The organism is Pseudomonas sp. GW821-FHT05H12, assembly GCF_059419385.1.
Genome location: NZ_JBWKRS010000019.1, coordinates 34273 through 57004, shown reverse-complemented (window position 1 = coordinate 57004; position 22732 = coordinate 34273). Strand labels below are relative to the sequence as shown.

Genomic DNA, 22732 nt, shown 5'->3' with positions numbered 1-22732 from the left:
ATCCGTGATGTCGCTGGCAGCCGTTGAACGCCAGCAGCGTCGAGCCCTTTTGCGCAAGGAGATACCCTATGAAGCGTTCCGCTCTTGCTGGCTTGTTCATTACCGCTGCGATGCTGGCCTCCCCTGTTTTCGCGGCCGGTGAACCCGACCTGTGCAAAATCAACCTGGACAAAATCAATAACGGCCAAGCGCTGCTCGCCACCGATACCAGTGGCAAAAAGGGAGAAATCGACACCGCCGTCTCCCAGGCCAAGGCAGCTCACGCAGCAGGCGATGACAAAAAGTGCATCGAGATCACCTCCAAGGCCCTGCAAGACCTGCAGAACGGCGACAAAGGCGGCAATCAGTAACCACGGATGCTCAAGGTCAACCTTCGGGTTGGCCTTCTGCGACCGTTTGGCGTACACTGCATGAGCTTGTCACTCACTAAGAAACAACGAGTTACAAGCACGGGGCCGTTTAGGATTCGACGCCGGTTGCGAAACTTTAGGTGCATGCCGAGTTGGTAACAGAACTCGTAAATCCACTGTTGCAACTTCTTATAGTTGCCAATGACGAAAACTACGGCCAGGAATTCGCTCTCGCTGCGTAAGCAGCCTTAGCCCTGAGCTTCTGGTACCTTCGGGTCCAGCAATCACCAGGGGATGTCTGTAAACCCAAAGTGATTGTCATATAGAACAGAATCGCCGTGCAGTACGTTGTGGACGAAGCGGCTAAAACTTACACAACTCGCCCAAAGCACCCTGCCCTTCGGGTCGCTGAGGGTTAACTTAATAGAAACGGCTACGCATGTAGTACCGACAGCGGAGTACTGGCGGACGGGGGTTCAAATCCCCCCGGCTCCACCATTTGATCAACTAAAGACGTCCACGGACGTCTTTTTTTGTGCCTGAAACCCAGTAAATACGAGAGTTTCAGCTCTTTTGGCGGCTTTGGAGGGTTTCTGAGTTCCATGCGCTTTGGTATCCCAGGTGGTATCCCGAGTTACCAAATGCTATTTTCAGGATACCAAAACTGTGCTGGAGGTAGCCCCCATGCCTACTAACGCAACCCGCCTCTCCGATCGCCAGCTCAAGGCAGTCAAGGCAACTGGTAAAGACTTCGTCCTCAGCGACGGCGACGGCCTGCAGCTTCGAGTACGCGCCAGCGGCTCGATGATATGGAATTTCAATTACCGCGAGCCGTTGACCAGAGCCCGTCTTAATATGGCGCTCGGTCCATACCCCGACCTCTCGCTGGCCAACGCCCGGAAGAAAGCAGCAGAGGCGCGTGAGCTGCTCGCTTTGGGCATTGATCCCAAAACCCAGCGTGATGAGGTAAGGCAAGCCAGACTTGCTGAGACTGAACACACGTTCGAGAAGGTGGCCACCGCCTGGTTCGAGCTGAAGAAAGACTCCGTAACCAAAGCCTACGCCGAAGACATTTGGAGATCGCTGACGCTCCATGTGTTCCCAAGCATGAAAACAACGCCGCTCTCTCAAATCACTGCTCCGACGGTTATCAAGATCCTTCGCCCAATCGAGGCCAAAGGGAGCCTCGAAACCGTGAAACGATTGAGCCAACGACTCAACGAGATCATGACCTACGGGGTCAACTCCGGGCTGATATTTGCGAACCCCCTCAATGGAATTCGGGCGGTGTTCAAGAAACCGAAGAAAGAGAACATGGCTGCGCTGCCACCTGAGGAGCTTCCCGAGCTGATGATGGAAATCGCGAATGCCAGCATCAAGCGCACGACCCGCTGCCTGATCGAATGGCAGTTGCACACGATGACTCGCCCCGCCGAAGCAGCCACCACACGATGGGCAGATATCGACTTCGACAAGCGCATTTGGACCATTCCGCCAGAGCGCATGAAAAAGCGGCGCCCGCACACAATCCCCCTCACCGATCAGGCACTTTCGTTACTGGAAACGCTCAAGCAACTCAGTGGTAACAGAGAGTACGTGTTCCCCTCAGATAGAAACCCTCGCACCCATGCCAATAGCCAGACCGCCAACATGGCGTTGAAGCGCATGGGCTTTCAGGACCGTCTAGTCAGCCACGGCTTGCGCTCGATGGCGAGTACCATCCTGAATGAGCATGGCTGGGATCCGGAACTGATCGAGGTCGCGCTGGCGCATGTCGACAAGGACGAAGTTCGTAGCGCCTACAACAGGACTGACTACATCGAACGCCGGCGTCCGATGATGGCTTGGTGGAGTGAACATATCCAGAACGCGGCCACCGGCAGCCTGTCGGCATCGGCTATCAATCAAACCAGAGATCGCAACGTCGTACCGATTCGCTGAACATCCAAAAGGTACGCGGCACCGGCTACGATTCGTGTCGTGTCGTGTCGTAGGGTGAAAGGAGTGACGACAGTTGCCAAATCTCTGGTATGCCTGCGCTTTTTCAGCCAAGCCCCTGAGTATGGGAAGGCTCTGCATTCCCTTACTCAGGGGCTCACGCTTAAAGGTCTATTAGGCAACCACGGTTTTTGCCTTTCTACGGCGGATCAACCCTGCTGTTAACTCGTAGTAATAGATGGTAGCTGGAGCTGAGCATCGCAAATAGTGCTCCAGAAACCATCTCACGTGCTTCTCTCTCCAGAACCAGGGAGTCGCGCAACCCCAGCGTTCACGAATCACCTCGTGCATCCTTTCTGCTTGCCTGATGTGCCGCTGCTGCGTGGCATGTGCACCTTTGAGCACGGGGCGCAGGAACAACGCTATGTCGAACTCGGCCGTCATCGCCGGCCTCCGATGTAGGCACTCACCACATCGATGCGGTTATGTCCCAACTCGTGGCTGATCTGCTTACGGGCTCGCTGATCGAGTGCTCGATCCTCTTGACGAACACGACCACCATTAACGGGTGCAGGAAAGCCGATTAGTTGCTCATAGCGCTCACAGGCGTAAGCCGCCCGCAGCTCATGAAAGCCTTTCAATCCATGTTCATGCAGGAGGTCCCGTGCCGGTCGCACAACTGATTGCATAAACTCTTTGTAGCTCTCGTTGGGAGCCAACAGGTTCCGACTGCCGCTGGGTGAAGCCTCCCAGGCCCTATCCAAGACGCCACGGATTTGATCAGTGACCGCGATCCAGCGCGGTGCTGACGCGCCTGACCGACCACCTTTGGTGCCGTCTTGGATGTTGATCTTGCCCAGTTGCCCGGCCTCACGTTGCAGTCGGGGCAGGTCAGCCAGGATCGCTTCACGCAGGCGCATACCAGTCTCTCGAGCCAGATGCACAATTGCGGTCACTCGTTGCTGACCTCGCTCTGACAGTGCGCGTGCGATCAACTCGATCTGAGCACGATCTTGGCCTTGCGGTGCCTCCCCGCGCACGTTTGAGCGCTGCATACCCAGCGCCTTGCTCGGACTGGGGATTTTGACGTACTGATCACCGCGCAGCGCAGCCATCGTTCGGTTCACGCTTGACAGTCGGTTCTGCGCGGTGGCGATGCCGACGTTGCCCTGGTCAACCTGCTGCCTCATATAGGCGGCGTACCGCATGAGGATCTCGCGGTCGATCTGACGCGCGTCATTGAGCCTCGGCCCTTCCTCGGATCGACACCAATTCACGAAGGCCTGCCACCGATCGCTATGGGCTTTGACGGTAGCAAAATGGCCGTCGCCAAACAGATCTTTCAAGGCTTGCGGTCCGGCATAGCTGAGCTGGCGACCGAAGCCGAAATTTCGCCCCGCTCGCTTACCGACGCGAGCCATTTTTCTGTTCCTGATCGACTGCAGCAAGCTCATGTAGAAGGGCTTGCCAGTGTGCACTCACCATAGCGAACTGGGCCCAATCAGTTGGACGGAAACAAAGCGTGTTGTTGGCGACGTAGAGTTGCGCGCCCTGCTCTTCCAACCATTGGATGATGGCTGTCGTCGAGGCAATAGTTTTGTGGGTAGTGGCGACACCGGCGACAGCGGCGACAACCCTTGTCCTGTTTGGTTTTGAGCGTGGCGACAAAGTGGCGACAGTAGCGGCGACAAATCGCGCTTTGGGCTCCTTTTGACGCTGAGCCAGATGGTTGCGCAGCGCTTCATCAAGATTAAACATGGCGCACCTCGAAGGTGTGGCCATCAGTGATCAACCACTGATGATCAATCAACTCGACCAGTAGCTTGGCGGCATGACGACTGCTCTTGCGGGCAAAGCGGGGACCGTTGCGATTCAATTCACGAATACTGAAACGCTTCCAATCTTTGACCTGTAGCCATCGCAGCAGCCGGTCTGCCTCCTCTTTTACTCGACACACTGGCTCCTGCTCTGTCAGGCGCTGGATCTCGTTGAGGTAGTAGCCGACTAAAGCGGAGGCCCGTTGGATATGGTCGACCTCCACGACGCTGCTCTCCTCCACCACTGCCAGAATGCCGGCGACACGCAGCAGGTTATCGGCGGCCTTCGATCCGCTAGGCCGCACGCAGGCCAGCTCGCCAAACTCACCCAACTGGGCTTCGATGGCATCATGCAGATCTATCCACCGACGGCGAGCCAACGGACTGAGGGTCAGCGGTGATAGCTGCAGAGCACCGTCAGATGTAAGTGACCAGGGCTGATGAAACAGCGCCGAGATGCGGTGGTGATAGCGCTTCAAGTCGCCGTCTTTCGACAAGTCGACAGCCTGGTAGCTGCGTTGTCCTGCCAGGCTGGAGGGCCAGGTCATCAGACAGCGACCGAGAATGCCCTGCCCCTGCAGCAACGGATCACTGAGTAACTGCATGGCTAAATACGGCTGAAGCATCAGATGCAGGCTCAAACGCCGGTCATAGGCTCGTAGGCTTTCACCAACCATGGAACGCGCGCGATCTATCGGACTGCCATCCCAAAGTGACGACAAGGTCGTGACCGCTTTCAAACGGTTATCCCGGCTCATGGTGCTGCTGCCGAGAAACTGTCCGCCCTCATCACAGAACAGCCCCATGCTGGGCAGGTCATGACAGAGCCCCTTGATCAGGGCCTCGATAGTTGGGTCCGTGGTGATCAGCCTAGGGGCTGAGGGCTCCGCTTCGAGCGGCGCCCCGTTCGCAGACTCAGGATCGGCAGGATTGATACGCTGCGCCTGCCGCTGTGCGGCACGGTGCCGTGCAAGCTGTTCGCGGTAACGCTGCCACTGCTCACGCTCCCATTGCCGTGCCGGCAGCAATGCACATCGGTCTGCCGCCGTTTTACGATCCCCCGACGCTGCCACCGTGATCAGGTACAGCGACAGGGGATAATTTCTCCCGTCGAGCTGTAAGCCCGCATGACCTTGGGTAGCCAGCGCCGAGGCAGCCAACACCGATTGCGCGGCCAGTGCTTGGGGCACGCCGATGACCTCGGCCATGCGTTCCACCGCAGGCCCAAGAATCCCACCCAGTGCCTGCACCGGATAAGGCTGGGCTACGGGATTCGACTCAATCAGCGGTCGAGGTGGTCGTGGTAGTTCAAGCTTCGGATCTAACTGTTGCATGGGCCCTCTCCTCGTTCATTGCTGGCTGTCCTCACGTAGTCCCGCCACGGCTGTTGAGTGTTATCAGGGATCAAGGCCCCTGCGGCCTGTGAGGTATTCACTGACGTGGAACGAACGGCTCCTTACGACCGGGAGCAAGGGCATGACCCATGAATCTGACCTCCTTAGACGCATTCGAAGATGCGGGCGGGTGGAGGCTGTGCCGGCTGACGAGTTCGGCACCTGGAGATCCTGAGCGGGAGAAGGCAACAACATCGACACCTGGGGCATGCCTGACTGTCAGTCAGGTGCAGTCTTTCCATAGGCTGCGGCACCGGCGCCTGTGTCGTTGCGGATTGCGACGAATCGGATTTGTCAGGCCGATTGTCACGAGGAGAGATGCGGCAATGCCTTTTGTGACGTGGCTTGCAGCAGTGGTACGAGCGCCCGTCTCTTTCCAGGAGAAAGAGACGGGCGCGATCTGGCGCAGCGAAGTGTGCCGAGAGATGAGGTTGCTGCAGTGCAGCGAGGAAGGTCCATCGTCTGTCGCAGTGGACAGATAAGTGGAGTAGGCATCCATCACTCTTGGGGAGTGACCGTGCGAGCCGCCGGATGCTAATCGCACTTTTGGAGAACCACCACGCGAGGGGCGTAGCCTTAAAGGTTCTGGCTACCTGGGCAGGTGCTGTCAACGACAGCGATCCGTGCACCAATTTTTATACCCACTCGAAAAGGTGGTCAAGCGTCACAGCCAATGCGCTGAGAAAGTGGCGACTGTCGCCACTTCTGTCGCAATGCCCCAGACCACATTATACGTGGGTTGTCGCCGCTGTCGCCGCTGTCGCCACACGTACATCCATGCCCAACGAAAAGATTCGGACACACACTGAATAACGTTGCGCTCGATGGAAATCGGGGGGGAAATACTGATGGTGATAGTAGGCGTGGTGTGAATTAAATTTGAGCATGGAGGGTGGAACGCGGCGGCTTCGAGAAAAAGCGAGTGAACCCTCCGATCGGCGCGATCAAAGATCGCTTGATCGGAGGGTTTGGCGGGAAAAGAAAATCTCAAACGTCAATTACAAACTCAGGCATCGAAACGGGTTGATTGGGAAGTGACGGTCTCACGTCGCATGATCAGCGTCTGCTGCAACCGCAGCAAAAAACCTGCTTCAAATGCCTCTTGTGGATCACCTGGACGATGACGCTTTCGGTTCTGAGACAGCGCCCACCATAACGGTAATGATGAGCCCTCAAGCCAAGTCTCTGCGCAACGAACGCCCTCCTTGATTACCGGAGCGAACTCATCGCCCCACGGAGTTTGGATCGCGGGAGCCCCTTCAACTGACGGGACAGAGACATATTCATGGATCTGTTGATGGACGCTTTGAGCTGGGATGCCAGTCAGATTCCGGAACGCCCTGTCGTACAACACCGCCGCGTCATCCAACAGCTCTACTGCCAGCTCAACGTCTTGCGGAAAATGAAGCAGAATACTCTGGGCTCCGTTAAGCCGGAGAGTGGCAGCCTGCCGCAGTTTAATCGCAGCATCTTCAGGGGTAAGCACTGAAGTATCGATGCTGTTGGGTTTGGGGAGTCCGATGAGAAACGAAAGATCAAACATCACGGAATCCTCCGAGATAGTTTGCTGCCTGAACCATTTAGGCGGGGGTGGCGCACGAGCTTAAAAGGGGGACATGCCATTTTCCTTATCTCCTTGGTTTGATTAAGGAATGCCATCCATCGTTGCGACACGAATGGGTGGCACACCGTACAGGGGTCGCAAACCGGAAACCAAGGAACCCGGCCAGGCCGAAGCCTGCCCTGCACGGTGCGCCATAGAAAAGCAGCAGCTAGCACTTGAAGTGCTGACTGTGCGATATGGCACATACCGCGCCTTGGTTTCGATTCAGGTTGCGACACCCGGTCGCGGGATTGACCGCGACGGAGCAAAGCGTAAATGTGAAGCCACGACAACACAAGCATGAGTGTCAATAAGTGCAGCATTCAGATGAAAGCGTCCGGCAAAACTAGCGGTTGTCGTTATCTAGCGGCTTTTGCGGGCCCGATAGAATGCAGCGTCTTCTCCTAAACCCCATCACCCTGACAGGATCGGGAAACGACATACATGACATGCTTTCGAAAAAATGATTTTGCTGAAGAGGCGACGGAAAAAGAAATGCGTTGGGCACTATTCGGGGAGCCTGAGACTCCGCAGAGCCCCGTGGGGTTTTAGATCATAGGACAGCCCTCAACGCAGGCGACAGGATAGTACCCGACGACCTGTTGATTAACGCATTGAGCGGGACGACGCTCTTACATATCGGAATGCCACGCAGGCACACCCTTGCCAATCAGGAACATTGTTCCTAAAATGAAATTAAGGTAACGCAGTGGTACACACAACGACGGAGCAGGACGATATGAGCGTCAAAAAAACAGTCAAGCCTGCTGCAACACTTCTGGATTTCGAGATTTTCTATAACGGAGAGCTATTTCAAACAGTCAAGTTTTCCAGCTTCCGTAAATGCAACAACTGGCGCGAAAAGAACCTGGAAACACCGTTCCTCTATGTGATTAAAACGCCAAATTGCAATCGTGAAAATTGCATCGAGATGTCCAAGCGCTACTTCACGACCAAACATCGTGTGTACCCAGACATTTTTGAACGGCCAGAGTGGGATGTCGTTACTGATGCCGAAGTTCAAATGCGAGTAGAACAGAACATCGTCTTAGAGGCTCGTGAACGTACGGGGGTGAATATTTCTGTCCAAGTCGGCGGCGGCAAATATGATGTGACTGTTGTTCACTACGACAAGCCGATGCGTGATCGCGTGGAGATTATCAAGGGTGATATGAGCCGCGAAGAGGCTTACGAATTCATTCGTGACTACCGCGTCGATGCAAGTGCGAGCGTAATGAAATCAACCGACGAGGTGGAACCCTTGACTGAAATGAATCAAGACGAGCGCCAGCAACTGGTTCTGAATACATTACTGACCGTCATCAAGCCAAAAAATACTGGTTGGAGAGAAATTAGCAAAGCCATAGAAGATCTTAATATCATCGAATCCGATGGCTGGCTGGAAGTGCGCGACATAATCCAATACTTATTGGATCAAGGTCGCATCGCTCGACCTGAGTTCGATCCGCACGCGGATGACGAGTATTACTTTGCAACTACCTAGAACGCAGCAGCCATTGAGGAGAACAGAAGTAAAGCTCGCTGAAACCTACTGATAAAGAGGAATACCTTATTGAGGAGCCTTAGCGTGCATCCCGAATACCGAAATGAAGATAAGCACCCTCAAAGACCGGACGCTTCCTTACACAATCCTTCACCAGTCTATCTACGTGAACTTCTGGAGATCGCGCGCGTCACCCAAGAAGCAGCAGCGACCGCACTAGGTATCACTGATCGAGTTATGCGTTACTACTTGAGCGATCAAGAGTCAGCTACCTATCGACCAGCTCCGTATGCAGTCCAGTATGCACTTGAGCAACTGGCAGCACATGCAGCCAAGGAGCGAAGTGCTAATCATATTTGAGCCTTGGAGGAGCCGCCAAGCAGATCCTCCAGTGCGGCACTTAATCTGAAGCCGAGGCTGCTCGGATGCAAATACTCGACACAAGCATGTGCGTTACTACCCCTCCCTCACAGCCATAAACTCACTCTTAATATGTTTCCCACTGGCCGATCCCAGGACGGTGCTCGCTACTGCCAGTGCGAATGAGAATACAGTGAAGAGTGCGCTGCCCATCGTAGCCGATGATGACGTTGTCACCTTCTTGCGCTTGATCCATTACTTCATTTTTTTGGAAGTAGAGACGATGCTCGGAGCGAGTAGGGTGGTCCTCACGAGCATCGTACCAGGTAACATTAGCTTGAGCGCCGATGTTTTCCCCCCTCACAGAGAAGTGGACATTCAACTCTGACCGATTGGTTCCTAGCACGTCCTTGAGCGCAGCCACGCCATTAAACTCATGCTGGTTTGAACGCTCTGGGCGGGCCTCCACCGCAGAAAGGGTCTTGATACAAGCGGGGTTCAGCACAATAGGTCGATTCGACATCGCATTCCAATCCTTCTGAAATTCAAATATTGGGGGGGTAATCATCGAGGCTCACCATAGCAACCGCCTAGAGACTCTGCCCCTACCATATGATGCCAAATCGACAGCATTTCAAGAGCGAGTGCTGGAAAATCGCTGCCGACTGACTGCGGATGCGTAACAAAAAATTTTTCATGCCTACGACAGGCCGACAATTGGATCGCAATGAAGCCGGAGACCGCAGTATAAAAACACAATTCGAAGGATTAAACTTGGTATAGCATTCAATTAAAATCTTATATTTTTCATATAGATAGAACAAAAATACTCCGCGAGCGCGGAATAGATCACTATTCAAAATGCTCGCCAATGCGCGTAGCGATGCTCACAGCTTGAGTTGGCCAGATAAGTGGCGCAAATTAGGGCAATCAAGGTCATGTACTCGACGTAGTTTCTGCCGGGCCTTTCGAGATCGGCTCGGGAAAACCGAGACCTACCCATTTGAGACCTACGAGTTAGCCCTAACTCAAGACGAACGCGGGGAGAGGGAAAGCGCCCACCCCAAATACGTTTTTTCGAAAAGTGAAGGCCATCAATGATAGCTTGATAGAAATATGCAACCTTGCCAGAAGATCACTGATACAAAACGATAGGCACAATCACCTCGCCCAATATCGTCAGCGTCAACCTCCATTCTTCGACCACTCAGTTGACATACGCTTTTACTGCCTCTTAAATAAAATAGCTATTTCATTAATGGACTCGCCTCCAGCCTGATTTGATTTTTATTCTAACGACGTCAGCTTCTTGTTCGTCTTGTTGGGGGACATTTGTACGCACCACACGAATTTTGTAAGTGCTCGAAGCCACACCCTTGGATATTTCCAGCTCCTCGCCTTCTTTAGCCCCAATTTCACGAAAGTATTTAGTCATGTAGGTAATGCGATACTCATTCCGGGTTCCGCCGACATCATGTAACTTATTATTGTAGTAAACGAATCGAAACTTTCGCAGAGTCCCCATTTCGTCTTCACAATCGATCCATGCATCGGGATTCTTGACAGTCGCATCCAACGGAGGCAGAAAAGTTAGCAGCTCTCCTTCCGATTTCGGAATGAGAATGCCACCCTGATGCCCTCCGGTCGAGCCAACGTCATTTGCGCTAAGTGTCTTGCTAAAGGTTCTATGAGTCATATTCTTCCTGGAGTTATTTCTAGGGCTCGCTTCAAGTCGGCCGCATCTCTGGACGAAACAGGGACACTTTCATTTGCCAATTCACTTTTCCAAAGTGATCTGTCAATCATCACTTCCTCTACTGTACCCTTGTAGAAAAGACGATAGATGGTTACTGGGTGTGTCTGACCACGACGGTGGGCCCTCGCACTTGCCTGGGCCTCCAATGCAGGGTTCCACACTGGAGTGAAGTGGATTACAACTGTGGCTGCGGTGATATTCAACCCGGCACCTGCGGCTTTAGGGTTCAATACCAAACATCCCGGCCCGTCATGATTTGAAAAATCGTCAATTATCGCCTGACGGTCTTGCTGAGGAGTCGAACCATTAATCGCTCCCCAATATGTGTTGGGGAGGCTCTGGACCGCCTCCATCAAGAGTCCCCCGACCCGATTGAAGAGCGCAAACACAATGACCTTTCGTCCATTACAGAATGCCTCACGAAGCAGGCTCACAACACGCTCCATTTTGGGAGTCATGAGAGGACACCCAGTTGAGCGGAGCACGCTCGCCTCTTCGCCCTCGTCGTCACCTTCTTCATCTTTCCGCAGCCAAGGATGCGCACAAACTAATTGCAGTTGGAGCGTTGCAACCAAAGCTCCCGCCACAGGGTACTTAGCCAAGGTAGCCGCACGTACCATGGAATAATGGTCGGCGAGCAAATCATCCAGCTCTAACGGAATATCGATATTAATTCGCGCGGGAAGGTCACCTGCCACGTCAACCACTCTGCGTTTGAGAATGATCGGATCCGTAAAGTGCCCAATCGCTTGTGCCGATTCGAGGCTGTCCGAGTAGGCTGCTTCAAATTCCCGTCTCGACCCCAACAAACCTGGTATCGCAAAATCTGCGAGTGACCACAGATCCAATAGACTGTTTTCAACCGGAGTGCCAGTCATAGGAATGGTTCGCCGGCGCGGGATCGATACGACTGCACTTCTACGATTCGAGTCCGGGTTCTTGATGGCTTGTGCCTCATCGCAGATTACCCATGACCATTCAAACGATGAAAAGATTGAAATGTCATTAACCATCGTGTCGTAGGTCGTAATGACCACACTTGTCCGTTGGAGCTCTCGGTAAATTCCAGCTCTATTGGCACCCCGATGAACCATCACTGTCATCCCGGCCGCGAAGCGCTCAAATTCACGCACCCAGTTGGCAATCAAGCTGGTCGGGCAAACTATCAAGGCAGGAGCATCGGTTTTCGGCGGTTCCATCAGCAACAACGCAATGATCTGTAGTGTTTTCCCTAGCCCCATTTCGTCGGCCAGGATCAATCCGCCGGTATGTCTAATGGTGTTCCACATCCAACTGACGCCGCGCGATTGGTACGGAAAAAGGGTAGCTGTCAGCCCCTGAATAGTCATTTCGTCATCTAGGTCCTCAGCAGCGACTCTACCAGCCTGAAGAACCCCCTCTTCGACCTCGACCTGCATACTTGCATCCACGCCGCGGATAAGGCTGATTGCTTGGCTATAGGTAAGCCTATCGGGAGAACAGCCATTCAGCATTTTTTCGAAAAGGATGACTGCATCTCGCGGCAGAGGCCGAATCGTCGTACCGTCTATGACCCATGCATGGCGATTGCTGGGCGCGAGATGCACATAGCGATTTCCTCTCAGCAAGCGGACCCCACCAAGTTGCGCAACAATCCAGTCCCCAGCCCGGCCGATGATCATTACTGGGTCGATCAATCGCTCCGAAAGCATCAAGCCTTCGGGTATGTTCTGTCGCAGCGACTCATAACTCTCTGGGAACTCGGCAGGCTCAGTCATTGCAGCCACTCCTCAACCGCTTTAAATCCTCAATATCCCAAGGAATTGGGCGCTTCGTATGAAGCGCTCGATGACAGGATGGACAAAGTGGAACTAGATCGGTACGTGGATCATAAGGGCGAGGTTCGATAAGCGATGCAAGCGGCTCAAGATGGTGTACTTCAATTATCGCCCCCGCCTCCCCGTAGACCCGTCGGGGCTCGAGTCCGCAAACGATACAACGTTCTCCGTGAATGCGGATACACAAGAGCCTGTTGCGCGGGTTTCGCTCCCTTCGCTTCACGACTGACTGAAGAATAGCGCCTTCAAATGCGGGAATTTCATCATTGACCTCCTCCTCAATAACGTCATATCCGATGAGCTCGGCCATTGCGGCCATCATCGGTACTATCACGTCGCGACAGATGGCGATGATCGCAACGTCATCGTGTGGATGGTCCTGATTCCGGATTAGTGCAGTCATCCGGAAAGAGCCAGACGTAACAGCCCAGTCGGCGAGGTTTTGGCCAGCGATTTCCACCGCAATATCTGACCGGATCGAGGCGACAAGAGCACGCGCCAACTGCACATCCTCCGAAGCTGCCCTTCGGATTTGTCCGATTATCTCTCCTGAGAAGCTACCAAACGACAGACCGACGCTGTGCCCTTTCAAGCCGTAAGGCTTAAGCTCGGCAACCGGTCCGTGCTTCTGGTCAAGATCGCCGAACCATATACGCAGGCCCGATCGCAGTCCGCTGACGTCGACTGCGGCAGCGATCGCAGCCCCGGTTCCCTCTTCTAGCTCCTTTAAAATCAGATCCTTCTTCCCTACGATCATTCTGCGTCTTCATCCTCAATCATCAAGTCAGCAGGGTCAGGATCAGGAACATTGCGTAGGAGCTTGCGCAGGTTGTTCGATATCTCGCTACGGATGTCCTCGAAGATCGGTTCCAGCTCTTCGTTCGTATTGTTTTGCTCTGCTGCGGCAAATGCCCATAGAAGTAGGTCCATACCCTCTACCGCGTAACCGTTGGCAGCGGCACGCTTATATATCTTCTGGTAGAAATCATGATGTTTGTTCAGCAGTACCGCCGGCATGTGGCCGCTATCGCCTGCGCTACGCAGGGCAGGCTGCCATAGCTCACCAGTATTGATGTCTTCGACCGCATCGACATATACCGTGTCCGCGCTCACATTGCTTTGGACAGTAAGCTTGAGCTTGATCTTCGAACCCATGTTATTGGAGATGACTGCCGACTGGGCAGCAGGATCGACGGATGTCACCTGAGCCTTACTGGCACTGCCTGTATCCGCAATGTTCTTGTTCGCACTGGTGTGGTCGATCTGACGAACATTTGTCTGCTCACGAGTTTGCCTTCGAGCACGCTTCCCAGCTTCCCGGTAGATTGGCTGCAGTAGATCACGCAGACCATCCTCTAGGTCGGGGTGGAAAAGAATCCGGGATTTCTTTACGTCGATCCGGAACGCATCATCAAGCTCGTGGCCGAAGTCGAACTCGATCCGCAGCAGCGAAGTATGCGGTTCAGGAGCTCCGAAGACGTCCATCCAGCTGCCATCTTGAATCAAGCGCCCCTCTCGATAGACGTAGAAACCCTGAGCGCGGTTGGAGATCCGCGCATGGGCTTTTTCCTCATCTTTGGTCATGTCGCTGCGATGGGGCAGGATCCACGCCCGAATATTCGCGATCTCTTCCGAGCCGTCGGGCATTTCCACTAGGAGCTTCTGCTTTGTCTCGGCAAGGACCTGTTCTGAGCGGGAGGGATAGAAGGGATTCCAAGGATCGACAGGGATTTGATTAACGAAAATGGATACGTTGCGCTCCCTATCGTCAGCCGAGTCGACGAACCGGTGGTAAACGAGCGAAAGATGTTTGACAAGGCTTTCTGCCAGCCGCTTGATCGCAGCCTGTTCCTTAGCCGAGCCAGGCTCATAATCCTTCGTCAGGATCCTGTCACAGTTCTCCCAGATCAAGAGCGTTCCCTTGTCACCGCAGAGTTCTTCAAACATCTCCTGTTCGTCTGAGGTAACTGGCTCCTTGAGCATTTCCCACTTTTTCTGCTTGGCAACATACTCGAGATCCCAAGCAAGCTTTGCGAGTTCCTGGTCCGGACTCTTGCGGGAAATCAGAGTGTATTTGAGACATACGGAGCTTGACGCCGTCTTCAGACCAAGCCCGAACTTGCCGAGGCTCTCAGGATTCTCGCGTTCGGGAGCCCCGTAGCGCATGGCCCGATGGATGCCCTGCGCATCCATACCTTCGCCGTTGTCGCCGAAATAGACAAACTTTCGGCCGTCTTCACGGAGAGTGATCTCGACACTGATCTGCCCCGCCTTCGCGGCAATCGAATTGTCGATGATGTCCGCAGCCGCAGTCCTAACGTTGTAGCCAGTATCCCTAAGACCAAAAATCAAACGTGGAGCATCGGGCTCGTTGATCAAATCGTTCACATCGAAATCCTTTTATCATGGGCTTCTACCGTCTAGTCCGGCGAGTTTCTGCACCAAGCGAAAATTCGGGCCAGTATAATTGTACTCTGACGCTGCAGGACAACTCGCTCAATCGGCTTTTAATGAACATCCGTTCCAGCAAGCCTAGTCCGATGTCGCAACCATTTTTTTAGGAGGGTGCCTGATCGGACGATAGCAGGCTAAGTTTCCGCTCCAGCCGGTCCAATGTGTCCGGTTCCTTCTTCAATTGACACTCCCAGATAATCAGAACATTCCAGCCGGCAGCCTCGAGGCTATTGATGTTGGCGAGGTCCCTTGCGACATTTTTCTGGAATTTTTCCTCCCAAAACTCTGGCCTCGTCTTCGGGACCGTTGAGTAAGGGCAGCCCGGGTGACGGTGCCAGAAGCAGCCATGGACAAAGATGCAGACCTTCAGACGTGGGATCACGATGTCTGGCTTGCCGGCTAGGTCCTTACGATGGATGCGATAACGGTAACCTCGACCGTGCAAAAAGCGCCTGACTACCATTTCTGGCACAGTGTCCTTGCCGCGAATGGCGGACATCATCCTAGAACGAGTTGCAGTGTCTACAGTGTCCATATCTGAACCGTAACCATGAAAGATCTCTGTTCGGTAACTCTCGCTTTGCGAGGTTCAAGAAACATGCCGACAAGCTAGCAGTTGAGCTGGATTCGGTAATAGCTTGGATCATGTACCAGAACGGCAAACAAAATCTGCCACCGCAAAGCACTGTACATGCACACAGCCAAACGATAATTTCAAGTCGTTTTTTGCTCCTGCAAGCTAATTTAGAAAACGCTTCACATTAGCTGCCATAGGGATATTATAGTGATATTTCGTCACAGATTTGACCCAGAAGAGCTCATATGAATTTCGTTGACAATGAACAAAACGCTTATGGAGATGCACCGAGCTTATTGGCGAATCGTCCCGCTAATCATGCCGACAACGACCTAGCGTTGTTAAAGAAGCTGCTCGACATCTACGACCAAGGCTTTTTGGCTGAGACCCTCAACGAAGCCAGTCCTGGGCACTGGTGTCGCGAGACGATCAACCGCTGGCACAAGGGTAAGGCATCTCCGAAACTCTCCTACGTCGAGCACGCGCGCCTCAGTGAGCTGCTACCTCGAAAGGTCGAAGGCAAGCGCACATTCACTTTCATCGATTTGTTTGCCGGGATCGGCGGTATTCGAAAGGGCTTCGAGGCGATCGGCGGCGAGTGCCTGTTCACCTCCGAATGGAACAAGTACGCAGTTCGGACCTACAAAGCCAACCATTATTGCGACCCAGCTCGCCATCGCTTCAACTTGGATATCAGGTCCGTGACACTATCCGATCGGCCTGACGTCAGCGAGGACGAGGCATATCGCAATATTGATATTGAAATACCAGATCATGATGTGTTGCTGGCAGGTTTTCCTTGCCAGCCTTTCTCCTTGGCAGGCGTTTCGAAAAAGAATTCGTTAGGTCGCAAGCATGGGTTCGAATGCGAAACTCAAGGCACGCTCTTCTTCGATGTTGCCAGAATCATAGCGGCCAAGCGGCCAGCAGCGTTTTTGCTCGAAAACGTAAAAAATCTTAAGAGTCACGACAAGGGCAACACATTCCGGATCATCTGCGAGACGCTGGACGAGCTCGGCTACGAAGTGGCTGATGTAAACGCACCTAAGGGTGCCGATCCGAAGGTGATTGATGCCATGAAATTTCTGCCTCAGCACCGCGAGCGGATCGTACTGGTAGGCTTCAGACGCGATTTAAATGTCCATGAGGGCTTCACTCTCAAAGACATAGTCAAGCACCAGCCAGCACAACGGCCTTCGTTCGGCGATCTTCTAGACGAGGACGTCGACAGCAAGTACATCCTCACGCCCAAGCTGTGGGAGTATCTCTATAAGTACGCTCAGAAACACAAGGAGAAGGGTAACGGCTTCGGGTTCGGCCTGACTGGCCCCAACAGTGTGGCGCGTACGCTGTCCGCCCGCTACCACAAGGATGGCTCAGAAATTCTTGTTGATCGCGGATTCTCGGAAAAACTTGAATTTCATGGCGAACTTAATCATATGAATAGGCCGCGCCGCCTTACTCCTCATGAATGTGCCCGCTTGATGGGGTTTGACAAACCGGGCGAGAGCAGCTTCGTGATTCCTGTCTCTGACACCCAAGCTTACCGTCAATTCGGCAACTCCGTAGCAGTGCCTGTTTTCGAAGCGGTCGCGCGAATAATGAAAGACCGTATCTTAGCGGCCAAGGCAAAAGCACAAGATGCGGAAAGACCGAAACTTGAAATTGCGCTTCCGGGATAACGGTCGCCACCTACAAATTTATTTCGTCCTCGATAGAAATCTGTGGACCTCTATCAACGGGTAGGCAGTTAACAAATAATAATCGTAAACCATGGCAGCCGAGCAAGATTGTCAATTCGATTACGAGCGGCGGGTCATGGCATTGCCATCTGAAGTATTCCAATCGGTATTCCAGCTTAAAATAAAATCAGGAATTACCTCAATTAATCAATTTGTTACTAAGCGAATTCAAATTACCCCGGCCCCACCACTTCGAAGCATCGACAAAACCCGTCAAGTGCGGGTTTTGTTGTTTCTGGGGTTTGGAAAGCACCGCCCACCCCCTCTGGAATCCCCCCCCACTTCCCATTACCCTGACCCCCTCTATCAGACAATCGGAAGTCCGATACCCGTGTTCAAGCCCCTCGCCGTCCTCGCACTCGCCTGCACCCCGTTAATCGCTACCGCTGCCGACCTCGCCGGCGTGTGGCAAGGCACCTTGGGCAAATCCGCCATCACCGCGTGCTTTAACGGCGCGCACGGCGCCAACGGCAGTTACTACTATCAACGTATCCTCACGCCGATCCAGCTGACCCAGGCCAACGCGAGTGAACCCTGGGCCGAAGAAGGCAACAGCGGTTTCTGGCAACTGGACGAACCCCAAGGCGATACGCTGACCGGCACCTGGAGCAAAACCCCAGGCGGCAAGGGCTTGGCGTTGTCACTGAAACGCATAGACGTCGACAGCTGCGCCAGCGACGCCTACAACAACGCCATCGAAGCGCTGCCGCCGCCGGTGAAGGTGGAGAAAAATACCTTTCATGAGCACGCCTATCAGGTGAAGACCCAAGGCGGCCAGGTCATCCTCAAACTCGAAGGTGAGGGCGCGGCCATCGACAAAATCAACCGGGACCTGGCGCGCATGGCTATCAGCCCGGACGGCCAGGCCGATTTCTATCGGGAGCGGCGCAATTCACTGGACCAGGGCGGCGGCACGTCGACCAGCGAGATCAGTGTGGAGCCGCACTATTGGTCCTCGCACTGGATCACCGTGCGGTTCTACCGATGGACGGCCGGCTACGGTCGGGGCGGCATCAGTTGGGGCCTGCACACCTGGAACCTGCAAACCGGCGACAGCGTCGACCCATGGACTTGGCTGGGTGGCCGTGAAACATGGGACAGCCCCTACTCCGGCCAGATCAAGTTGCCTGCGCCCTTCAGCGCATGGCTCGCCAAACAGACCACCATTGACGAAGGCTGCCCGGCGGTGACCAGTTACTCCACCTTCGACTTGAGCTTCAATACCGAAGGGATACAGCTTTCGACACCCGCCCAAGGCGATGGCTGTGACAACGAATTGAGTTTTACCTGGGAGCAGTTGGAGCCGGTACTGACGGCAGAAGGCAAAGCCGCACTGCCCAGTTTGAAGACCCCCTGACTGCCAGAGCAGGCACACAAGGGCGCCTTACAAAAAACTGACACTCATTCACGAAATATTCAGAAATGCTGACAGATACTAGCCGATTGCCACGGCCGTTCCCCCCGAACGGTCCCTTGCCTCGGTTGCCAGTACTATGACGCGTCCTGCTCCTCTGCTGCTCCTGCTCGCTGGTTTGTTGTTCTTCTTTGCCCTGGGTAACCATGAACTGCAGGGCTCCACCGAAGCCCGCGTCGCCGGGATCGCCATGGCCATGCACCTGGATAACAACTGGGTGGTGCCCCAGCTGTTTCGTGAACCTTTCCTTGAAAAACCGCCCCTGAGCCTGTGGCTGGACGCCGGCGCCATTCGCCTGTTTGGCGCCAGCACCGGCGCAGTGCGCCTGGCCTCGGCGTTTGCCGGATTGTTCAGCGTGATGCTGTTCTACGGAATGCTGCGCACCTTTGGCCGCTCGAAAACATTGGCCTTCTGCGCCGCCCTGATCCTCGCGACCATGGCCAGTTACTGGGGCAACGTGCGGGGTGTTGGCGAAGACTCCTTGCTCAGCCTGGGCGTGACCACTGCATTGCTGGGGTTCTATCAGGCGGTACGCCCCGACCGCCAAGGCTCCACTGCCTGGGCATGGGCTTTGTTTACTGCCGGGATGGTCATCGCCACCCTGAGCAAGGGCGTACTGGGCCTGGCGATGCCGGGCATTGTGATCTTCGTGTACCTGGTCGCGACCACGGTGATGGACAAGCGCCTGCGTATCGGTGACTGGCTCAAACCGGGGCTGTTCACCTTGCTGGCGCTGGTGCCATTGATGATCTGGCTGGGCTTCCTGTTCCAGCGCGGCGGGATGCAGGCCGTGGGCGAAGTGTTGTGGACCAACAGCGTCGGCCGCTTCAGCGGTTCATTCGTCGAGGCTGGGCATTACGAACCCTTCTACTACTACATCGCCAAGCTGCCCGAGGCGTTCCTGCCATGGAACATCCTGGTGTACCTGGGGCTGTGGCATTTCCGTAAAAGCCTGGTGCGCAACCGCTACTACCTGTTTTTCAGCATCTGGCTGGTGGCGCAATTCACCCTGCTGACCCTGGCTTCCAGCAAGCGCACGGTGTACCTCATGGCGCTGACGCCAGCCGCCGCCGTGCTGGCTGCCGAATACGCGCGCGTATTGTTGGAATGGGCCAAGCAGCACAAGCCATCGCTGTACATACACCACAAGGCCGTGATCGGCAGCGTGTTTACCCTGGCGGTCGCCTGCTACCTGATTGCAGCCTTCTGGTTTGCGCCCAAAGCGGACGTGCGTCAGTCGTTCGTCCCAGTGATCAGCCAGGTGCAGGCGCTGCAAGCGCAAGGTAAGGAAGTGGTGTTGTTCCAGCCCAACGAGCGGATTGCCGGGGCCAGCGTGTTCTATCTGCAGGCTTACTTGCCGATCCTGCAGACCGAAGCGCAGTTGCGCACGTTCCTCACGGCCAAGCCGGGCAACGTGGCGCTGATGGACCGTACCGAACAACTGACCGAGAAGGTCACGGTCATCAAGGAGATGGCGATCAATCGCCAGCCTTACTACTTCGTCGAGCAGTAAGGCCGGCGCAAGGCATCAGTGCTTGGTGACCTTGTCCAGGTAACCCATGGCAAACGCCGAGATCACGAAGGTCATGTGGATGATGACGTACCACATCAGATGCTGCGGATCGACGTTCTTGGCGTCCATGAAGATGCGCAACAGGTGGATGGAGGAAATCGCCACGATGGACGCCGCCACCTTCATCTTCAGCGACGAAGAGTCCATGGTGCCGAGCCAGTTGAGCTTTTCCTTGCTCTCATCGATATCCAGCTGCGAGACGAAGTTCTCGTAGCCGGAGATCATCACCATCACCAGCAAGCCACCCACCAGGGCCATGTCGATCAACGACAGCAGCACCAGGATCAGCTCTGACTCGGCCATCGAGAACACGCTCGGCAGCAGGTGAATCACCTCCTGGAAGAATTTCAGCGCCAGCGCCAGCAACCCCAGGGACAAGCCGAAATAGATTGGCGCCAGCAGCCAGCGCGAGGCGTACATAGCATTTTCGATAAAGCGTTCCATTGAATCTCACACAGCTTGGCTAAAAATGGCCGCGAGTATACCAGCCGCTACAAGACACCTGTCACCGCGAGAAAACTGACCTGAGCGGCATCTGTAAGAGAATTTTTCTGCTAGTGTCGAGCCCATCAAATCGGCTCGATGACGTCGAACAGGAAAAACTCAGATGATGGATGTGCGATCCCATTTGGCCACTATCGGCCTGGGTGCGATGCTGTTGATGAGCGGCGGCTGCTCCCCCAAAGAAGAGCAGAAGCAAGCCACCCTCGAAGAGAGAACCGCCAAGTTCGAGCAGTCCCTGGACAGCATCCAGGATCCCAAGCTGCGCGACGCCATCGCCGACCTCGGCGGCTCGCTGCTCCTGCTGGAACGGGCACGCGTCAAACTCGCCGAAAAGCCCGTCGAGGCCGAATATGGCGAAGACACCCTGGCCCTGCTCAAACACTACCCCACGCCCCAAGCCTTGGTGGACACCTACATCAACGGCCTGTTCGTGCTGCGTAAAACCTCGCACTCCGACTACCTGACCGACCTGCAGCCGGTCTTCCCGTTCAACTTCAACAGCCCCGACCAGTTCCCTTTCCCCCACGGGCTGGAATGGCAGTCGGTGACCTTGAGCAACAACAAGGTCATTCCTTTCCAGCCTGAATGGTCGGAAACCGACCCGGGCATCCAACTGAGCCCCAGCAGTTCCAACCTGACCAACCCCGATGACCTGACGGTGACCTACCCGTTCATCGATGGCGTAGAGACTGAGAACAAGAGCCAGCCGCAACCGGTCAGCCTCAAAGGTGCGGTGGAAGTGGTTGCCCCCGGCAAGGTGCTGACCTTCGACCTGTCGAAAAAAGACGTGGGCCGCAAGCGCACCGAGGGCGATATCACCCTCAACCTGCTGCTGCTTGAAAAGAACTACGCCGAGATCGAACTGACCACCAGCGCGCCCCTCGCCCCGGAAGTGGGCGACGAATCGCCTAACCCGTTGCTGGTGCAGGCACGCGACACCACCGGGCAATTCCTCACCCGCGCGGGCTCGATCAACGAGAGCAGCGCCCAGGTGGCGTTCTACGAGAAACAACTGGCCGAGATGCAAAAGCAGAAGGCCTGGTCCGACGCATTTGAAAAGCAACTGAGCGACGAACAAAAGGCGTTCGAGCACAAACAGAGCAGCCACTACGCCAAGGTGTACTTCAACGGCGTGATCGATAGCCTGCAGGTCAACGTGCTGGACTTCTCCAAGGCGACGGTCACGCACAAGGACCTCGACCTGCCGGTGATGCGCTTCGACAAAAACAGCCTGCAAAAAACCGTGCAAGCCCTGCCGATGCCCGTCACGGTGTATGACGACAGCGCCGCCAGCTGGCTCAAAGACGCGACGCTGACCGAAGACCAGTTGAAAAAAAGCGTCACCATTACCCAGTCGACCGAAGACGCCAGCGCCGCGCACATCGTGTTCGACCACCCGTTCACCTTCAACGACGACCTGGTCGGCAGCGAACGCAACAGCAGCGAAGAACCCATCACCTTCTTCACGGCCGACGACAAGGGCGAGCGCGGCGAACCCATCGAGCTGCCGGCCGAGGCGTTTGAGCTGGACGCAGCCCGTGGCACGCTGACCTACGACCTCAACCTGTTTCCGGAAAACCCGGCGTTTGTGGTGGGTTCGATCCCGCTGTTCCTGGCCAACATCGAAAAGGCCACGATTGACGTCGCCAAGCTGCCCAAAGGCCTGACGCTCAAGGACAACGCGCTGATCGTCGACCAGAAGGCATTCCCGTCCGACAGCTGGCGCTTCTACGCCAAGGACGCCAGCGGCAACTACCTCAAGGAAATCCTCGGCGTCAGCCACCGCGCCGAGGAATACGGCACGGCGATGTTTGACGTGCATTATTTCTACGGCCAGCCGACCGTGCTGGAAAGCTACCAGCGCACCGACCTGAACACCGTGCAATACGGCTTCGAGGTCAAGCTGGACAAGCCGCAGGCACAATAGCG

Annotated in this window: 20 protein-coding genes and 1 other RNA gene; 9 read left to right on the top strand and 12 right to left on the bottom strand. The window is 55.0% G+C overall.

Annotated features, from left to right (window positions below; all coding sequences use genetic code 11):
• Positions 1-68: 68 nt before the first annotated feature.
• From AC07SU_RS18010 to AC07SU_RS18000, 3 genes are all read left to right on the top strand, one after another.
• Positions 69-350 (top strand): PA2433 domain-containing protein, encoded by a 282-nt coding sequence (locus AC07SU_RS18010; RefSeq protein ID WP_494997783.1) that lies wholly within the window; start codon positions 69-71, stop codon positions 348-350.
• Positions 351-451: 101 nt separating this feature from the next.
• Positions 452-848: a transfer-messenger RNA gene (gene ssrA, locus AC07SU_RS18005) on the top strand.
• 186 nt (positions 849-1034) lie between these two features.
• Positions 1035-2291: an integrase domain-containing protein gene (locus AC07SU_RS18000; protein ID WP_170038163.1), complete on the top strand. Its 1257-nt coding sequence runs from the start codon at positions 1035-1037 to the stop codon at positions 2289-2291.
• Between the two features lie 171 nt (positions 2292-2462).
• Here AC07SU_RS18000 and AC07SU_RS17995 read toward each other — a convergent pair whose 3' ends face one another.
• The 5 genes from AC07SU_RS17995 to AC07SU_RS17975 form a co-directional block, all read right to left on the bottom strand.
• Complete coding sequence (locus AC07SU_RS17995; protein WP_170038161.1) at positions 2463-2732, bottom strand: hypothetical protein; 270 nt, start codon at positions 2730-2732, stop codon at positions 2463-2465.
• The gene (locus AC07SU_RS17990) at positions 2729-3709 is read right to left on the bottom strand and encodes an integrase domain-containing protein (protein WP_170038159.1); all 981 of its coding nucleotides are present in this window, start codon (positions 3707-3709) and stop codon (positions 2729-2731) included. The genes AC07SU_RS17995 and AC07SU_RS17990 overlap by 4 nt, the downstream gene beginning before the upstream one ends.
• The gene (locus tag AC07SU_RS17985; protein WP_170038157.1) at positions 3693-4046 is read right to left on the bottom strand and encodes a hypothetical protein; all 354 of its coding nucleotides are present in this window, start codon (positions 4044-4046) and stop codon (positions 3693-3695) included. The genes AC07SU_RS17990 and AC07SU_RS17985 overlap by 17 nt, the downstream gene beginning before the upstream one ends.
• Positions 4039-5439 (bottom strand): YfjI family protein, encoded by a 1401-nt coding sequence (locus AC07SU_RS17980; protein WP_032699727.1) that lies wholly within the window; start codon positions 5437-5439, stop codon positions 4039-4041. The genes AC07SU_RS17985 and AC07SU_RS17980 overlap by 8 nt, the downstream gene beginning before the upstream one ends.
• 1066 nt (positions 5440-6505) lie before the next feature.
• Entirely contained in the window at positions 6506-7042 is a 537-nt protein-coding gene (locus tag AC07SU_RS17975; protein WP_494997782.1) for a LasR-specific antiactivator QslA, read from the bottom strand.
• Positions 7043-7841: 799 nt separating this feature from the next.
• Here AC07SU_RS17975 and AC07SU_RS17970 point away from each other — a divergent pair.
• Together AC07SU_RS17970 and AC07SU_RS17965 are read left to right on the top strand one after the other, a co-directional pair.
• Positions 7842-8606, top strand: a complete 765-nt coding sequence (locus tag AC07SU_RS17970; protein WP_464008919.1) for a hypothetical protein — start codon at positions 7842-7844, stop codon at positions 8604-8606.
• 84 nt (positions 8607-8690) lie between these two features.
• Entirely contained in the window at positions 8691-8966 is a 276-nt protein-coding gene (locus tag AC07SU_RS17965) for a hypothetical protein (protein ID WP_078739170.1), read from the top strand.
• 127 nt (positions 8967-9093) lie between these two features.
• Here AC07SU_RS17965 and AC07SU_RS17960 read toward each other — a convergent pair whose 3' ends face one another.
• The 6 genes from AC07SU_RS17960 to AC07SU_RS17935 form a co-directional block, all read right to left on the bottom strand.
• Positions 9094-9534, bottom strand: coding sequence for a hypothetical protein (locus AC07SU_RS17960; protein WP_494997781.1), 441 nt, complete (start codon positions 9532-9534; stop codon positions 9094-9096).
• A gap of 687 nt (positions 9535-10221) precedes the next feature.
• Positions 10222-10662, bottom strand: a complete 441-nt coding sequence (locus AC07SU_RS17955; protein WP_078739171.1) for an EcoRII N-terminal effector-binding domain-containing protein — start codon at positions 10660-10662, stop codon at positions 10222-10224.
• Positions 10659-12479: a DEAD/DEAH box helicase gene (locus AC07SU_RS17950; protein WP_494997780.1), complete on the bottom strand. Its 1821-nt coding sequence runs from the start codon at positions 12477-12479 to the stop codon at positions 10659-10661. The genes AC07SU_RS17955 and AC07SU_RS17950 overlap by 4 nt, the downstream gene beginning before the upstream one ends.
• Positions 12472-13296, bottom strand: a complete 825-nt coding sequence (locus tag AC07SU_RS17945; RefSeq protein WP_170038149.1) for an HNH endonuclease — start codon at positions 13294-13296, stop codon at positions 12472-12474. Before AC07SU_RS17945 ends, AC07SU_RS17950 begins: the two co-directional genes overlap by 8 nt.
• On the bottom strand, positions 13293-14927 hold the full coding sequence (locus tag AC07SU_RS17940; protein WP_494997779.1) for an ATP-binding protein: 1635 nt from the start codon (positions 14925-14927) through the stop codon (positions 13293-13295). The genes AC07SU_RS17945 and AC07SU_RS17940 overlap by 4 nt, the downstream gene beginning before the upstream one ends.
• A gap of 169 nt (positions 14928-15096) precedes the next feature.
• On the bottom strand, positions 15097-15528 hold the full coding sequence (locus tag AC07SU_RS17935; protein ID WP_170038135.1) for a very short patch repair endonuclease: 432 nt from the start codon (positions 15526-15528) through the stop codon (positions 15097-15099).
• A gap of 287 nt (positions 15529-15815) precedes the next feature.
• On the opposite strand from AC07SU_RS17935, the gene dcm reads away from it, so the two are divergent.
• The 3 genes from dcm (at position 15816) to AC07SU_RS17920 (ending at position 20239) form a co-directional block, all read left to right on the top strand.
• Positions 15816-17252, top strand: coding sequence for a DNA (cytosine-5-)-methyltransferase (gene dcm, locus AC07SU_RS17930; protein WP_170038133.1), 1437 nt, complete (start codon positions 15816-15818; stop codon positions 17250-17252).
• A 391-nt stretch (positions 17253-17643) separates the two neighbouring features.
• Positions 17644-18669 (top strand): hypothetical protein, encoded by a 1026-nt coding sequence (locus AC07SU_RS17925; protein ID WP_494997778.1) that lies wholly within the window; start codon positions 17644-17646, stop codon positions 18667-18669.
• A gap of 136 nt (positions 18670-18805) precedes the next feature.
• Complete coding sequence (locus AC07SU_RS17920; protein ID WP_494997777.1) at positions 18806-20239, top strand: ArnT family glycosyltransferase; 1434 nt, start codon at positions 18806-18808, stop codon at positions 20237-20239.
• A gap of 15 nt (positions 20240-20254) precedes the next feature.
• Here the strand turns inward: AC07SU_RS17920 and AC07SU_RS17915 are convergent, their stop codons facing one another.
• Positions 20255-20743, bottom strand: coding sequence for a TIGR00645 family protein (locus AC07SU_RS17915; RefSeq protein ID WP_016976786.1), 489 nt, complete (start codon positions 20741-20743; stop codon positions 20255-20257).
• Between the two features lie 163 nt (positions 20744-20906).
• Between AC07SU_RS17915 and AC07SU_RS17910 the strand changes: the two genes are divergently transcribed.
• The gene (locus tag AC07SU_RS17910; protein WP_494997776.1) at positions 20907-22730 is read left to right on the top strand and encodes a hypothetical protein; all 1824 of its coding nucleotides are present in this window, start codon (positions 20907-20909) and stop codon (positions 22728-22730) included.
• The last annotated feature ends 2 nt before the right edge of the window (positions 22731-22732 follow it).

Coding starts and splice junctions, on each gene's coding strand:
- AC07SU_RS18010 (WP_494997783.1), top strand. CDS start 69: ATGAAGCGTTCCGCTCTTGCTGGCTTGTTCATTACCGCTGCGATGCTG.
- AC07SU_RS18000 (WP_170038163.1), top strand. CDS start 1,035: ATGCCTACTAACGCAACCCGCCTCTCCGATCGCCAGCTCAAGGCAGTC.
- AC07SU_RS17995 (WP_170038161.1), bottom strand. CDS start 2,732: ATGACGGCCGAGTTCGACATAGCGTTGTTCCTGCGCCCCGTGCTCAAA.
- AC07SU_RS17990 (WP_170038159.1), bottom strand. CDS start 3,709: ATGGCTCGCGTCGGTAAGCGAGCGGGGCGAAATTTCGGCTTCGGTCGC.
- AC07SU_RS17985 (WP_170038157.1), bottom strand. CDS start 4,046: ATGTTTAATCTTGATGAAGCGCTGCGCAACCATCTGGCTCAGCGTCAA.
- AC07SU_RS17980 (WP_032699727.1), bottom strand. CDS start 5,439: ATGCAACAGTTAGATCCGAAGCTTGAACTACCACGACCACCTCGACCG.
- AC07SU_RS17975 (WP_494997782.1), bottom strand. CDS start 7,042: ATGTTTGATCTTTCGTTTCTCATCGGACTCCCCAAACCCAACAGCATC.
- AC07SU_RS17970 (WP_464008919.1), top strand. CDS start 7,842: ATGAGCGTCAAAAAAACAGTCAAGCCTGCTGCAACACTTCTGGATTTC.
- AC07SU_RS17960 (WP_494997781.1), bottom strand. CDS start 9,534: ATGATTACCCCCCCAATATTTGAATTTCAGAAGGATTGGAATGCGATG.
- AC07SU_RS17955 (WP_078739171.1), bottom strand. CDS start 10,662: ATGACTCATAGAACCTTTAGCAAGACACTTAGCGCAAATGACGTTGGC.
- AC07SU_RS17950 (WP_494997780.1), bottom strand. CDS start 12,479: ATGACTGAGCCTGCCGAGTTCCCAGAGAGTTATGAGTCGCTGCGACAG.
- AC07SU_RS17945 (WP_170038149.1), bottom strand. CDS start 13,296: ATGATCGTAGGGAAGAAGGATCTGATTTTAAAGGAGCTAGAAGAGGGA.
- AC07SU_RS17935 (WP_170038135.1), bottom strand. CDS start 15,528: ATGGACACTGTAGACACTGCAACTCGTTCTAGGATGATGTCCGCCATT.
- dcm (WP_170038133.1), top strand. CDS start 15,816: ATGAATTTCGTTGACAATGAACAAAACGCTTATGGAGATGCACCGAGC.
- AC07SU_RS17920 (WP_494997777.1), top strand. CDS start 18,806: ATGACGCGTCCTGCTCCTCTGCTGCTCCTGCTCGCTGGTTTGTTGTTC.
- AC07SU_RS17915 (WP_016976786.1), bottom strand. CDS start 20,743: ATGGAACGCTTTATCGAAAATGCTATGTACGCCTCGCGCTGGCTGCTG.
- AC07SU_RS17910 (WP_494997776.1), top strand. CDS start 20,907: ATGATGGATGTGCGATCCCATTTGGCCACTATCGGCCTGGGTGCGATG.